General features: G+C 57.3%; 10 protein-coding genes. 7 read left to right on the top strand and 3 right to left on the bottom strand.

Annotated features, from left to right (window positions below; all coding sequences use genetic code 11):
* The first annotated feature begins 56 nt into the window (after nt 1-56).
* Together fdhD and IEY46_RS27570 are read left to right on the top strand one after the other, a co-directional pair.
* A complete protein-coding gene (fdhD, locus tag IEY46_RS27575) occupies nt 57-845 on the top strand; it encodes a formate dehydrogenase accessory sulfurtransferase FdhD (protein ID WP_188997270.1) in 789 nt (262 codons plus the stop codon).
* 114 nt (nt 846-959) lie between these two features.
* Entirely contained in the window at nt 960-1922 is a 963-nt protein-coding gene (locus tag IEY46_RS27570) for a phosphotransferase family protein (RefSeq protein ID WP_188997268.1), read from the top strand.
* A gap of 138 nt (nt 1923-2060) precedes the next feature.
* Here IEY46_RS27570 and IEY46_RS27560 read toward each other — a convergent pair whose 3' ends face one another.
* The 3 genes from IEY46_RS27560 to IEY46_RS27550 form a co-directional block, all read right to left on the bottom strand.
* On the bottom strand, nt 2061-4301 hold the full coding sequence (locus IEY46_RS27560; protein ID WP_188997265.1) for a hypothetical protein: 2241 nt from the start codon (nt 4299-4301) through the stop codon (nt 2061-2063).
* Nucleotides 4298-8479 carry a hypothetical protein gene (locus IEY46_RS27555; RefSeq protein ID WP_229750589.1) on the bottom strand — a complete coding sequence of 1394 codons (4182 nt, stop codon included), beginning with the start codon at nt 8477-8479 and terminating at the stop codon, nt 4298-4300. Before IEY46_RS27555 ends, IEY46_RS27560 begins: the two co-directional genes overlap by 4 nt.
* A 405-nt stretch (nt 8480-8884) precedes the next feature.
* Entirely contained in the window at nt 8885-9667 is a 783-nt protein-coding gene (locus IEY46_RS27550) for a DUF6492 family protein (protein ID WP_188997260.1), read from the bottom strand.
* Between the two features lie 148 nt (nt 9668-9815).
* Between IEY46_RS27550 and IEY46_RS27545 the strand changes: the two genes are divergently transcribed.
* The 5 genes from IEY46_RS27545 to IEY46_RS27525 form a co-directional block, all read left to right on the top strand.
* Nucleotides 9816-10598, top strand: coding sequence for a YheC/YheD family protein (locus tag IEY46_RS27545; protein ID WP_188997259.1), 783 nt, complete (start codon nt 9816-9818; stop codon nt 10596-10598).
* A gap of 408 nt (nt 10599-11006) precedes the next feature.
* Nucleotides 11007-11771, top strand: coding sequence for a DeoR/GlpR family DNA-binding transcription regulator (locus tag IEY46_RS27540; protein ID WP_188997257.1), 765 nt, complete (start codon nt 11007-11009; stop codon nt 11769-11771).
* 154 nt (nt 11772-11925) lie between these two features.
* A complete protein-coding gene (locus IEY46_RS27535; RefSeq protein ID WP_373288904.1) occupies nt 11926-12720 on the top strand; it encodes an HAD-IIA family hydrolase in 795 nt (264 codons plus the stop codon).
* Nucleotides 12720-13841 (top strand): sn-glycerol-1-phosphate dehydrogenase, encoded by a 1122-nt coding sequence (locus IEY46_RS27530; protein ID WP_188997255.1) that lies wholly within the window; start codon nt 12720-12722, stop codon nt 13839-13841. The genes IEY46_RS27535 and IEY46_RS27530 overlap by 1 nt, the downstream gene beginning before the upstream one ends.
* Nucleotides 13842-14130: 289 nt before the next feature.
* On the top strand, nt 14131-14332 hold a 202-nt coding region (locus tag IEY46_RS27525), incomplete at its 3' end, for a dihydrodipicolinate synthase family protein (protein ID WP_188997253.1).

The raw sequence follows: 14332 nt of genomic DNA, 5'->3' as shown, positions 1-14332 counted from the left end.
AACGGGGATGCAACTTGAAAGCAACCGATGGGCTGGCTTGGAGGGGAGGGATCGTCATGGACAGCAAAGCAACAACGGGATGGCGCGTTATCCGTTTTGACGGCGGCGGGTCTGTGGAGAAGGATGACGAAATTGCAACGGAGATGCCGCTAACGGTCCGGCTGGACGGCGAGGAATTTGCCACTATCGTATGCACGCCCGGCGATTTGGAGGATATGATGGTCGGATTTCTGGCCTCGGAGGGCGTGATCCGGACAATAGACGATCTCAAATCGCTAACGCTGGATGAAGCGCGTGGATTTGCTTATGCGGAGCTTCATATCAAGCAGTCCACAGGCAAGGAGTTTCATTCCAAACGGTTTATCGGCTCCTGCTGCGGGAAGAGCCGGCAGTTTTATTTCCATAATGACGCCCGGACAGCGAAGACGATCATGAGCCGCCATCCCATTGCGGCCGGGCAATGTCTGGAGCTGATGCGGCTGCTTCAGGAGAGCTCGACGGATTTTCACCAGACGGGTGGCGTCCATAATGCGGCAATCTGCACGGCCGATGCGATGATTGCCGTGCGGACGGACATCGGCCGTCATAATGCGCTTGACAAGCTCTACGGTCATTTGCTGCGAAGCCGCATTCCGGCTGGGGACAAAATCATTGCTTTCAGCGGGCGTATTTCCTCTGAAGTCGTGCTGAAGGTGGCGAAAATCGGCTGCGGCGTTCTGTTGTCCAAGTCGGCTCCAACCGATCTTGCGCTGCAGCTTGCGGAGGATCTGGGCATCACCTGTGCCGGATTCATCCGCCGCGGCAGCATGAACGTCTACACGCATCCGGAACGGATCCGTTCCTAGCTTTCACGCGGTTGTAAGACGATCCGGCGCGGCAAATTCCGATACCCGATCTTGCCAATGTCATGGTAGACTGGAAATTAGAAGAAAGCCATGAGAAATGAAGGTGCTTAGTTTATGGAATCAGGGCCCGAACTGCCTGATGGTCTGATGCTGCCGGACGGAACGCTGAACAGCGGGCATATTATCAAGCGCGAGATTTTGTACCGGGGAATGAACGGGCAAGCGGTAGAGCGGATCTACTGCCGGCCCGGACAGAGCTATATCTATAAACCGTTAACCAATGACGAGCAGTGGGGGAAAGAAAAATGGGTCTACGATCACGTACTGCCCTCGTTTCCTCCGATTTACCCGAAAATATTGCTGAGCTCCTTCAACCGCCAAACCGGCGGACATGCCATTCTCTTCGAGGATATGGGCCGCCTGGATCACATTTTCCGGAAGGAAGTGGCGGTGGAGCTTGCTGAGCTTGTGGCAAGCTGGCATGCTCTTGATACGGTCCCCTTGCTGGATGCGCCGCTCAGAGGGCCCAAGCCGCCGATTGAAGCGATTATCGGCGATCTCCGCCGGAATCAGGCCGAAACGGCCGCCGCCCTGATGTCGGCTTCCATCCCGGAAGCATTACTGATACGCGTATACCAGGCGATGGAGCATGCGGAATTCCCGGCCAAACCGGTCATCTCTCATGGCGATCTGCATGCAGGCAACTACGCGGCCGTACAAGGAAGACTCGTGGTGCTGGACTGGGAGCATACCCATCTTAATTCTCCCTTATGGGATTTGTATCATATGATCGACATGTCCCATCCTTTGTTTCCGAAAAGCATGACGGAGGACAGCCGAAATGACATTCTGCAAGCTTATCTAAAGGCGGCCGGACATGACGGTCATCTGTCTGGTAAGGAGGGAGCGGATTTCAAGCGGCAATATATGCTGTTTGCCAGCATCTTCTCGATCTGGATGATCCGGCTGATCCAGGGCGACCTCGCCCGCAATGACGGCAAATGGCCGCGCGAGCAGCTTATCAGGCAGCTGCAGGAAACGACCGAAAGTCTGAAGCAGTGCGCAGACGGGTTATAGCATCCGTCCTTTGCACCGGCATATTGAACAGCCCGGCTAATCCCCCTGTCGCAATCGGCAGGGGGATTTTTCTGCGAATCAACCGTCCGGGCCGCTGCCATAAATCGGGCCTGGCATCGGAAGAGGTGCTGCGGACGGTTATCCGTGCAGCGCGGGCAGCATGAAGGGAATGACGGCAAAGCTGCTGACGGCACCTTCACCAACCTGCTGCACGCCAATTGTGATGAGACGGTCCACATGCTGCGGAATGGGCAGGGCCAGCGTCTCGTACAGATGCAGGCCGCTCTGCGCCACCTGGGCTTGATGGGTGCCGGGCGCGCCGCGGCGCGCAAGCTCTTCAGGCGTGGCTGTTCCGTCGCACCACCATACGGTATAACGGCCGGAAGCGGTCGGTATGGTGAAGCGGAGCTTGAGCAGCGTCCGGTGGAAGAAATCGATGCCAAGCAGTTCTGCAGTGAAAGGCGGCGGAATGGCGGGAATGTCCGGCTGCCTGACCGCTCTTACAACTCCGCCGGGAGGTCCGCTGCGTCCATAATAGGCCAGCCGGGCCATATACGTCACGACTGATACCGCTGCCGGAGGCGGAAGCGGATCGTTGAACACCAGCACCTGCGGAAGATTTTCGGCTGGGAAATCGGCCACTTGAACCCATAAGGACGGGTGCTTGAGATCCTGAACCAGCCGGCCCGGCCCGGAATCAAACGATGTACTGGACGCCCCGGCGTTTGCGGAAGAGCGGAACAGGATGTCGGAGCCGTCAACGGCAATCACATTCTCGGTTACCCCGCCGGTGGAGAAGATGCCCCCGATAAAATCAGGCAGCCCGTTCACGCCGGTTACGGATGACCGGTACACGCCGTCGCCTGCCGGGATTGCACCGCCGAAGACGGCATCCGCCCTGCGGGGGGCTGCGGACTGCCGGTAGAGGATCAGCCGCCCGCCGGCCCGCCGGACGAGCGGATCCGGTTTCCAGTCCGGCTCGCCTGCGGAAGCGGCGCGGCGCGTAATGCGGGCGGTGCCTGACTCGTACGCAGCCGATTCAAATGGCGGCGGGAGCGGCTCATGGCGCAGCGTCAGCGGAGCTTGCGGGCTCCAGGCGGAATAGCCGCTGACGCGGTCCCAGGCATCGATGGCCCGTGCTCTGGATTGCAGCAGCACATCAGGGAAATCAACATCGAAGGAGCGGGCAGATGAGTAGGCAAGCTGCGGGTCTTCCGGCCGCCGCGAACGGTTGTAGAAGGTGCGGCGAAGCTCGCGCGAGCCCACTGTCGGGCTGGCGGTAACAATCTCCTCAATCTCCACGCCATGCGCCCGTTGGTCGGACTGCCTGGTCAGTTGGGTTAACCGCACCTGAAAGCGCTCCTCCAGTACAGGCAATGGCTTGAAGACAGCTATCGTCGGGTTGACCGGGACGGGCTCAAGGAGCTGCGGGGAAACGGGCTCAGGCAGCCGCACCTCCGCACCTATATACATGGGGGCATCCGGAACGCCCAGTTCCTTGGCTATTGCCGGCACCACAATAACCAGGTTGCTGGTTTCCCCGTTATCCCCATTGCGGATCCGGTAGGCATATCCGGTATGGTCGGGAGTTTCCAGCGGTCTTGCGAGCAAACTGTCCAGCTCGCAGCCCGCTGCCCCCGGTCCGTCGCAATAAGCAAAGCCGCAGAGCAGCGCGACCTCCCAACGCAGCCCAAGCAGCAGCTCAAGCATCTCCCATGCCGTCGGCTCCCCGGCAATGGCGTCTGCGGGAGAGGAGGCACGGGCCCTCTGAGCGGTATGGACAAGCTCGGCCCATTGGTCTTTCGTCAGAGTGACGGGCTGGCTGTAACGTTTGGCGACGATGTCCAGCTCGGCATCAAGGCTTTTCTCCACAGCAATTTCAGCGACCCGTTCCCAGTCCAGCTGGCGGTCGCGAAACAGGTCGAGGATGCGCAAATTCTCCAGCGTACCGCCAGTGCCGAGTACGGCAATGGTATCTATGGACTGCCCTTCCACATAGACGGATGCCCCGTCCGTTACGGTGCGCAGAGCCTCAAGCGCGCTGGTCTGAGTATTATGAAAGGCGATCCGGGCATCTGACCCTCGCCAGACAAAAGCGACCGCTTGTGCCGGTGCGGGGAGCTTGTATTCGTCTGCGAGCAGCAGCCCGCCAACAGTCGGGCTCCCCAACAAGTCCCACCACGCCGGCGGGTAAGGGGAGGGGGAAAGCCGTGAACTGACAAAACGTAGATTAAGAGGAGCCCGTTCGACGAGAACGACCTGCGGCAGACGGGGATATCCGCTGCCGGGCGAAAGCTCCGCATGCGGAAAATGCCAGCGCAGCCGGTTGCCTGCCGGCAAGTCATTCACCCACCCCAGCGCTGATAAATAGATGGTCATGGCGTATCGCCTCCCTTTTTCATTGCGGCTGTCAGATCCGCAACCGGAAACTCTCCGGGAAGCGGGAGATGGATAAAAGCATTCCTGCCTGCTGGAGCCGGAGGCGTCTCTTCATGGGAATGATCCTGTATGTCCGTGTTTCCGCCACTTCCTTCGCCGGGCCCTCCCAACAGGGCATCGCGGATATTTTCCAAAGCGTTGCCGCGATACTGCTGGTCGTCTGCCAGACGGAGTCCGGATTCATTTAACCGTTCGAGCAATCTGCCCGGGCGGGGGAACGGGACGGGATCCGGCCTGGGAACATGAATCGGGATAGGCAGCGGTATCGGCGTCGGAATTTTATCCGGCAAATGCCATGGAAATGGACGCAAGGCGAAAGGAAGCGGCCACGTAAGACCGAGCGGCTGCACGAACCGCAGAACGGCTGTTTCCGGCATCGGTCCGGCGGAATCCCCGGGATACAACCTGGGCAGCCCCGTTTTGAAAGGATCAAATGCCAGCGTGAGCGTGTATTCGCCGCGCGGCAGCCGGGTCGGAATGCCGCCTAAGGATCCGGTGAGAAAAGCAGAGCTTCCGTCAAATCCGGGCAGCGCCAAAACCTCCAAGGCCAAAGCGCGGCGGTGCGCATAAGACGTCGGGCAGCCCTTATCCGGTGCCGTATGGCGGACGCTGAGCGTAAGGGTAACCCGGCGCCAATCGACAGGTTCAGGCGTTCGCAGCCACAAGGCATACGGCCTGCCCTCCGTATCGCAAACCGCTTCGATAGTCGTTGCCGTAACCGTATCGTTGATGCCGGACAGCATGACGCTGCCAAGACCGAATTTCGCGCCTGTTTCAGCCGCAAATCCCGTGAACCGCAGCGCCGAGGTTTCGTTCAGCGGACCAATCAGGGAGGCAAGGCCAGCCGGTAGCCTCCATGAGACCGGCGGCGCCGTCAGCTCGACGGGATAGGGCTTCAGCGGTACAGGTATGGGAATGACAGGCAGATCCGGTATCGGCCTGATCTCGCCGATCGGCGTCAGCGGGTTGATGGGCAGACGTTTGTCGAGAACAATGCTGCCAATGCCGCTGGCTTCGCGGTAATGACGGACAGGATCGATTTTGCCGAATTTATGGATCTTATTGGATTCCGGCAGGGGACACTCCGTTGTGGTATGCCTGCCAGCGGCGTCATAGTAGACACTCAGGCAGGTATGCGGCCAGGCCAGATGGGCCCTGAAGCCGGTGAAAGCCGAGACGCAGCCGGACCATTCATCGATCCGGACCTCCCCGCTTTGCGGATGGTCGAACAGAATGGTCAGCTTCGCCGGGCCTGATTCCGCAGGAAGCGATGACATCACGACTTCCTGGTCGGGCGCGGCGGTTCCGCCGTGAGCGGCGATCCAGTTCCTGCTCTCGGGCGGCAGCGAGCTGGTGCCGTCAGACACGGATTGGGGCAGGAGGGTTTCCGTAATGACCCCACCATGCTCATAGGTGATGCGGAACTTAAGCGGGGCTTGCGCGAAGATTCCGCTCACATACGGCACCATGAACCGGACGGCAGCCTTGTATCCGCGGTAGAGGGGGAATCCGAAGCCGAATTGGGTCGGATTCCACGTATCCAGCGTCCACTGCGTCCATGGATATTGAACCTTGGAAAACAGCTTCGTATCCCCGAAGGTGGAATAAAAGATATAAGGACGGAGTGTTTCCGGATAAGCCACCTCGAATTCCTTATCATAGAACCAGTCCACGGGACTGGCCGGCGGCAACGGAGAGGAAGCTCCGCTGCCGGAAGGATGGACTGCGGTCGATGCACCCTTCAGATGAAGGCGGTACCGGCCGGGCATCAGCAGTTTTTTGCTGATCGAGCCGGTCGAGGCCTGTGCGGCCTCCTGATAACGGATAGCGTAGACGTAAAAACGCTGCTGCCGCTCCGCTGCCGACCGCACGCTGATTCGATCAACAGGAACCGGGAAGGCGAACCGGGCGGAGACCAGCCGCAGATTGGAGAAGACCGTGCCGTGATCCTGATAAACGGCTGTGATACCATCTTCGGTGACGAGCTTCGGAACATTTGGGAAACGCCGGCTGCTGGCGACTATGAGAAACAGCACCACCTTCGACACCAGGAAGCTGCCGCCTCCTTGTGTCTCGAACCGCAGGGAGAACCCTCCGGTTTCCAGCACCCGTGTGGGAATCTCGGGCCTGAACGCCGTCAAGAGACGGTCCCCTTCCGCTGCGGGAGTCAGCTCAAACGCTGCGAAGCGCTGCGGCGCAGCAGACAGAAGCTGCGGAGAGCCGTAGCCAAAAAAAGTATCCACGGTCTTCTCGGGAGAACCAAGCGGGAAGGTGGAGGTGTCTATCTTGGCGGTCATCCAGGCATAAGGATCGCAGCCGAGCACATGCAGCTGTGCCGTGCTGCCGCCCGGACCATCCGCCCAAACCGCCCGCACATCCGGCACCGGAACGCCGTGCACCAGATCCGTCAATTCAAGCTCCAGCAGCTCATCGGTTACGGTATAACCGCCCTGAACGGCCGGGCTCACGGCCTGGCTGGCTTCGACTTTGCCTGTGCGGTCCGTCACCCGTTTGCTGAAGGGCACCACCAGCTCCAGATCCGGCCAGGGCTTGTCCGTATCCAGATTCCACTGCAGATCGCTGATGATGTGGATGGCGTCGACAGGCTTCTGCTGTACCGTCGAAGCGCCGTTAATCACATACGTTCCGGCAGCCAGGGGCGAAGAGATGGAGGGAGGCCTCACGACATCGTCCCCGAAGGACTTGCTGAATGACACGTCGGGAATCGGCCACGGCAGATTGAGATTGCCTTTAATTTCGAACCGGAACAAAGTAGGGGTCGGGAAATAAACCTCCGCATCCGCATCGCCGCTGAGGACAAATTCAAATTTCCAGATCTTGATGCCAATTTCTCCATGAACCTTGATGCGGGCGTTCACCAGCAGCGGGTCCCACCCTACATAGGCGTGGAGCGATACGGCCAGCTTGGCGAAGAGTTTGAGTATATCCCCGATTTCAAACGAGCCGCCGATGGCAAGCGTCCCCCCGAAAGCGATGCGATGATGGTTGATACGGAAATAAGCCTCGGCCTTCTGCGAGAAAAGTAGACGGATGACGGGGACCTTCTTGAGCACCTCCAGCTTCACCGGCTTGCTCTCCGTGCCCAGGTCCAGATACCAGGCGTCAGGATCGGAGAAGGAGAAGAACAGATCCAGCTGACCGCTGCCGTCCAGCAGCTCGAGATCGACATTGACGCCTACGCCAAGGGCAAGCGAGGCGCTGTCCGCATCGAACACAAAAAAACCTTCAGCGCCGAAACCCTCTTTCTGCAGCAGCTTGCCTTTCCCGCCAAATATAAAGGTGCCGCCGGGGAGCAGAAAAGCGAATCCTACAGGATTCAGCTCGAAAGCAAAACCTTCGTCCGCTTTGGTGCAGATGATCGTCCGGATGCCTACGCCGACCGAGGTATGGTCGATCGGACCGGCCATCCAGCGGTCGATGCTTCCGGTGTCGCGCGCCCATTTGACATAATCTTCAGCCGTGGGATGGGCGATCGGCATCCCTTCCTTCTCCAGGCGGGCGACGAAATTATACGCAAAGTCGCCGCCGATCCCGCGCAGCCCAAGTCCGGTGGGACCCAGCGGAATGGAAGCCCCCTTGGGCAGTTCCCCGTCCAGACCCAGCACAAGCCCGCGTTCGCTGAAGCCGCCGTAAATGGCTGCGCCGATGCCAAGCGGAATCAGCTTGAGCGAGCCTTGTCCCATCCAGCTGCCGCGCTCCCCGTCAAAACCAAAGCCGAGGGCGCCCTTGTATTTGCCTTCGGACTTGACGCTCAGGTCCCCGAGCACCGTCTGCCACTGCTTGATCCGGATGGGGGGATCCTCCCCCGTTACATGGATATCCGCGCGCGCCCGCGAAATGACGGCTTCAATCCGCATGAACGGCGTGACACCGGAGAAGGGGAAGGCGCCCCGCACCAGTACCGTGACCGTTTCTTCCGCATCGTTCACGGCAATGATTTTGACCAGCGGCGAGGAAGCGAGAACCTCTCCCGCCTTCAGATCATGGAGAAATTCGTACAGCTTGTCCTCCGCCATTCCCGGCAGGGCTTCCACGAAATCGGCGATAGCTTTCCAGATCACTTCCCGAATCATCTTTTCGAACCATTCGAACATCATCAATCTCCTCTCGTTTTACGCATGGTATTGGACGAAGAGGGGTCATCGGGCAGCTTCGTGATGGGTGATGCCATCGGGTAAAAACTAGAAGGGTTTTCTTTGGCCGGCAGGCGGACTTCAGATGCCAGACGGCTGTAGTGCGGCAAGTGCGCGGGTTTGTTAAAGAGGCAAGGAGACTGAAGTGGAATGAACAGGTAAGGCTTGCTTGCAGAATCAATATAACATATCGCCATGACGAGAAATATAGTCGCCCGGACACGCCCGGTAGTCCATCTTTCAGCCTATATCTTGTTGAAAGCTGCCTGTTTGAAGCCGCTTGCCATACAAAAGCCGGAAGGGCGGACGAGAGAGCGATGGAAATTCTTCCGGCTTTCGGGCTTGGTTATGGCGTATCGAACAAGCAGCTTATTTCCTCACATAACCCTTCCGGTGGTGGAAGGAGACGGAACGGTAGGAGCGCGCAAGCTTAAGCCGCTTGGCTTCTGTCAGTCGGGATGCGCTCATGGACAGGCTTTTATTGAGCGCCGGTTTCATAACCAGGCTGCCGGGACGCTTGTCGCGCAGAAAGTTGCCGTATGTCTCAAACTCCGAGAAACCGAACTGTTTTTTCATATTGATGCTGCGGATAATAGCCTGGTACCAGGGAATTCCGTGCCTTTGCTCGATAGTACGTTTCAGCTGGCTCACCTTGGCGCTTTCGAACAGCATATAATGGGTGACGAACGAGGTTTTGGAGGAATGCTTCCGGCCCATCAGCTTCCGGTAGGTCTGATAGTATTCCGGCTGGCTCCAATTCCGGTAATAAAAGATCGGCAGGCCGCTTTCGGTTAGAAATGCATGAGGGCGGATAAGAATGGTGTCGGCGTCGATCACCAGATAATACTTGTTCGCGCCGAGCTTGCTGCTGCCGAGCTTCAGGAGCTGCTGGAACAGCCAACCGGAACGCTCCCATTTGGCCGAGCGGTAATGAATGTTTTTCTTGGTAATGGGCAGGACGGTATTCTCATTGATGAAGCTGCAGTTTTTTTGCTTGCATAATCGTCTCATTCGGGGGGTGTCCGGGGAGACAATCATGAATTTGCCGATGGGGTGCTTCACCATTTTTCTAACGCTGTCTATGACATGAGGGAGGGTTCCCAGATCCTTCTCGATCGCAGGAATCACTACATCAATAGCGGGAAGGGGCATCTTTTCATCTCCGTTTCATAATAGGAACGCTATAAAATATTCAGGCAGCCTCCCGCGGGTGTTGCCAAGTAGCGGATATTTGCCAGATCTGTATGTTTGCACAAGTGCTCATGCTGTAAGCAGCATATGGTATCAGGAGGTGAAGCCGATGAAACGAAAGAACTATTCCAGTGCGACCATTCGGGGCAAGCTGCGCGTATGCAGAATGTTGTCGGCCTGCAGACCGCTCCGCAAGCATGTCCCACATACCGTGCCACTGCGTTTGTCCAACCTGAAAATGATGGCGGCCCGGTACTCCTCGGTATATATAAAGCCGGATATCGGTTCATACGGTATCGGCATCTACAAACTGACTTGTTTACCCAGAGGTTATGAACTGTTCTCCACGCGCAAAAGAAAACAGAATAGACAGACTTTCCTCAGCCTTGCCGAGGTTATAAGCCATATTAACATGCGGCAGAAAGGGTGTAGAATGATCATTCAACAGGCCATAAAGCTGGGTCAGCTTGCTGGCCGGCCTTATGATATCCGCAGTATGATCCAGCGCAAGCCGCGGGAGTCCTGGGTATGCACCGGGATCATGGCCAAGATCGGAGTCAGAAATCGGATAGTGACGAATGTCTATCAAGGCGCAAGTCTGCACACCTATTCTTCGCTATTGAAGCAAAGAGGACTGTCCGAAGAAGCGCGGAGCAGCCATATCGCGTATGTAACCCGGAAATCTCTGGAGATCTCCCGTTTTCTCAGCACCAGACAGAAGGGCATGCATGAACTGGGAATAGATTTTGCCATGGACCGTAACAATCGGCTATGGATTCTCGAGGTCAACTCCAATCATCCGCAGTTTCATCCGCTCAAAAATGTAGATCCCCCTGCATACCGCCGGATGATGTCGTTTGCCCGAAGCTATGGCAGGCGCACCGCCCACTAATGAGGCTGTCATGAAGAGAGCAGTGGCAAAAAGAGACGACGGACAGCGGCAAAATGCGAACGATGATTCGTTATGCGCAATCAAGTTTGCTGTCCGGTGCGTCGATGCGGCATGCTGATAGACGAAGGGAAAATTTCGGATGGACAAGGCCAACCCCAGGCGCCTGTGCACACGAGCCAGCAGGCCGTGCTCTGAGGCTCCGGAAAGTGCAAGCGCAGCGGCAACGGAGTGCGTACATCGGACGACCGGGATCATCCGGCTGACGACCATAAAGAATACCCCCATCCTTTCAGTCTGGGGGTATTCTTTATGGTCGGATAGAATCGTTTGCTTGCGTTTGTTGGCGTTTCGCATGATACTTAGGTGGAGAAATGTATAACCAATCATGAACGCAAGGGGGCGGACCTATTGTTCGCAGCACAGCGCAGGGACCGGATATTGCACAGGCTCAGAGAGAACCGCCAGATTATCGTGAAAGAACTGGCGATAGAAATGAACGTGTCGGAAGGGACGCTGCGGACCGATTTGCGCCTGCTGGAAGAAGAGGGCTTGCTGGAGCGGACGCATGGCGGCGCCGTACCGGTGAAGTCCGCTTCCAACCCTTCTCTTCAGCCGGCTCCTTCCCGCAGCGAGCTGAATCAGAAGGAGAAACAGGCTATAGGGAGGCAGGCGGCGGAGCTTGTCCAACGGGGACAATGCATCCTGCTTGACGCCAGCTCGACGGTGTTTGAGCTTGCCAGATGCCTCTCGGAGATGGACTATCTGACTGTCGTCACGAACGGACTGTCTGCGGCTGAGGAGATCGGGCGCAATCCGCGCAATAACGTCATCCTGATCGGAGGCATTCTGCGGCATGGTTCCCGGACGGTTGAGGGTGTGCTGGGCAGAAGCATCCTGCAGGAGGTGCATGCCGACCTGTTTTTTACGTCGGCGGAAGGCTTCACGCTGGACACCGGAATGACGGATTTCAGCATGTATGAAGCGGAATTAAAGAAGCTGATGGCGGCGAATGCTTCACAGGTCGTTGCGCTTCTTGACCATACAAAGCTCGGGAGAAGGTCCATTGTTACGTCTATCCAGGCGCAGGCGATCCACACGTTGATTACAGATAGCGCCGCCGATCCGTTGTTTCTGAGGACGCTTGGCCGGATGAATGTCATTCAGGCGACTTAAACTGCCGGAAAAACGCAGCAAACGGTGGGATTCGTACAGGCATATGCTGCCGTATGTAATTGAAAACAACTGCAAATAAACGTTGACACTCGAAAGAAAACGAAAGGATAATGAGAAGAGTAATTGAACAACGGATATGAGCGGGAGGCGCAACATGTTGAACACGATTGACGGATATATAATCGATTTGGATGGGACGGTATACAAGGGTAAACAGTTGATTGACGGCGCCGCAGAAGCGGTAGCGTTCCTCAAATCCAGAGGCAAGCGGATCGTCTTCCTAAGCAACCGCGGCAATATCTCCAGGCGCATGTGCTGCGAGAAGCTCACAGCACTTGGTCTTGATGTGGCGGAGGAGGAGATTGTACTGACCTCTACGGTTACGGCCCGTTATTTGCAGCGGCATATGCCGGGCTGCAGGACCTGGGTGCTCGGCGAACAAGGATTGAAGGACGAGCTTGCCGCATATGGGGTGAAGGAGGCAGCCAGGCCGGAGCTGGCTGATTGGCTGGTTATCACGCTTCATGAAACGCTGACCTACAAAGAGCTTAACGATGCTTTCCGGGCGGTACGGGGCGGAGCCAAAATCATTGCGACAAACGCCGACAAAACGTTCCCTGGCGATGACGGCGATGCGATCGATGTCGCAGGCATGATCGGCGCTATCGTTCATTCAACGGACGTGCAAGTCGAGGTCACGGTCGGAAAGCCATCCTCGCTTATGGCGGAAGCGGCACTCGACGTTCTAGGTCTGCCGCCGGAACGCTGCATGGTGATTGGCGACAGCCTCGCATCCGATATCGAGCTGGGCCAGCGTGCAGGCATGATGACGGCGCTCGTGCTGACGGGATCGGCAACACGGGAGATGGCGGTGGCCGCGGCCAAACAGCCGGATCTCGTCTGGAATTCGCTTGCGGATGTCAGTACTGAGATGGAGAAGATGGTGTAATGACAACGTTTAACCCTATCATGGCGGACGGCCAGGCGGATTTTTCCTTCCCCGAGCCTATTCTCATCGAGCGGGATGCCGCAAGAAAGGTCGCGCCGTACATTACAAGCATAGGTCGCGCGAAAGTGCTGATTGTGGCAGATGCTATCACCTCAGGCATCGTCGGCGAGCGGCTGTGCGAATCCCTGGATGCAATCGGCATCAAGGCGGTCATCCTGCGGATAACGCCCAATCGCAGCGGCGATGTCGTAGCAGACGAGGCATCGATTGTCCAGGCCCTGCTGGACATCCAGCGGCATGGGGTGGACCTGCTTGTCGCGGCTGGAAGCGGAACGATTCACGATATTGTGCGCTACGCCGGATATACAGCAGGGGTGCCTTTCCTGTCTGTACCTACTGCTCCGTCGGTGGACGGGTTTACTTCCCTGAGCGCGCCGATCCTGATCCGCGGCCAGAAGATAACGGTGCCGGCGATCGGTCCGCTGGCGATCTTTGCTGACCTCGATATCTTGTGCGCGGCGCCCCGGAACATGGTGGCTGCGGGTTTTGGTGATATGCTCGGCAAATATACGTCCCTGTTCGATTGGCATTACGGGCGCGATACGGCGGGGGAGCCGTACGACGCCAAGGCTGCCGAAATGACCGAGCAGGCGCTGCTCGTTTCTGTGCATCATGTCGAAGAGATCGGCCGCCGCTCGGAGGAGGGAATATATACGCTGACGAAAGCGCTGATTGATTCGGGCTTGGCTATGCTCATGTTCGGACAATCGCACCCGGCATCGGGTGCGGAGCATCATCTGTCCCACTATTGGGAAATGGCGTTTCTTCAAGCGGGCCGGCGGCAGCTGCTGCACGGGGCGAAAGTGGGAGTCGCCTGCGCCGAAATTTCGGAGCTGTATCACCGTTATGCGGATAGCGGCAGACCGCTATCCGCATACAACCGCGAGCAGCTCAACCGGATTCCGTCCCCGGATGCCATCCGCGCGCTTCTTCGGATCGCAGGCGGGCCTTCGACCATCGAGGAGCTTGGCATCGAGCACGGCCTGCTGGAGAGCAGCCTCAAAGAGGCGCATCTGATCCGGATGAACCGCCATACGCTGCTGCGGACAATTAACGAATAATCGGGCGTCCAAAATGGACGGGCAGCCGCATTCATTCAGGCAGTCTGACTTCTTCCCGGACTTCATGGCATACCAGAAACGAGCAACACTCCGAACTTAGGCATCACGCCTATGTTCGGAGTGTTTTTTTTGTGTTGTAGCCGGAGACGGGAGGCTTGTATTTCGGAAGTCTTTTTGAAAACGGCAGAAGGAGGTTTGACACCAGTCAGGTTCTGGTGATATATTTTAATTATTCATTATACAAAAAACAAATTCATTATCGTGAAAATAATCAAGGAGGAATGTTAACATGAAAGGAAATATACCGGTTATTCCAACACCGTTCTTCGAGGGGAAAGTCGATTATGAGGGCTTCGAGAACTTGATCCATCATACCTCCGAGTATGTGGAGGGTTACGTAATCGGGGGGAGCACCGGCGAATCCCCGGCGTTGTCGGCCGAGGAGCGGATAGAAATCGCTGAATTCTTCGCGAAGCGGTTGCCGGACAAGC

The organism is Paenibacillus nasutitermitis, assembly GCF_014641075.1.
Classification (GTDB): Bacteria; Bacillota; Bacilli; order Paenibacillales; family Paenibacillaceae; genus Paenibacillus_Z; species Paenibacillus_Z nasutitermitis.
This window is presented reverse-complemented; position numbering and strand designations above follow the sequence as displayed.

What these genes read in the sequence shown, in the direction of transcription:
- IEY46_RS27530 (WP_188997255.1), top strand. Translation starts at nt 12,720, where the DNA reads ATGACAACGTTTAACCCTATCATGGCGGACGGCCAGGCGGATTTTTCC.
- IEY46_RS27545 (WP_188997259.1), top strand. Translation starts at nt 9,816, where the DNA reads ATGAAACGAAAGAACTATTCCAGTGCGACCATTCGGGGCAAGCTGCGC.
- IEY46_RS27535 (WP_373288904.1), top strand. Translation starts at nt 11,926, where the DNA reads ATGTTGAACACGATTGACGGATATATAATCGATTTGGATGGGACGGTA.
- IEY46_RS27550 (WP_188997260.1), bottom strand. Translation starts at nt 9,667, where the DNA reads ATGCCCCTTCCCGCTATTGATGTAGTGATTCCTGCGATCGAGAAGGAT.
- fdhD (WP_188997270.1), top strand. Translation starts at nt 57, where the DNA reads ATGGACAGCAAAGCAACAACGGGATGGCGCGTTATCCGTTTTGACGGC.
- IEY46_RS27555 (WP_229750589.1), bottom strand. Translation starts at nt 8,479, where the DNA reads ATGATGTTCGAATGGTTCGAAAAGATGATTCGGGAAGTGATCTGGAAA.
- IEY46_RS27560 (WP_188997265.1), bottom strand. Translation starts at nt 4,301, where the DNA reads ATGACCATCTATTTATCAGCGCTGGGGTGGGTGAATGACTTGCCGGCA.
- IEY46_RS27570 (WP_188997268.1), top strand. Translation starts at nt 960, where the DNA reads ATGGAATCAGGGCCCGAACTGCCTGATGGTCTGATGCTGCCGGACGGA.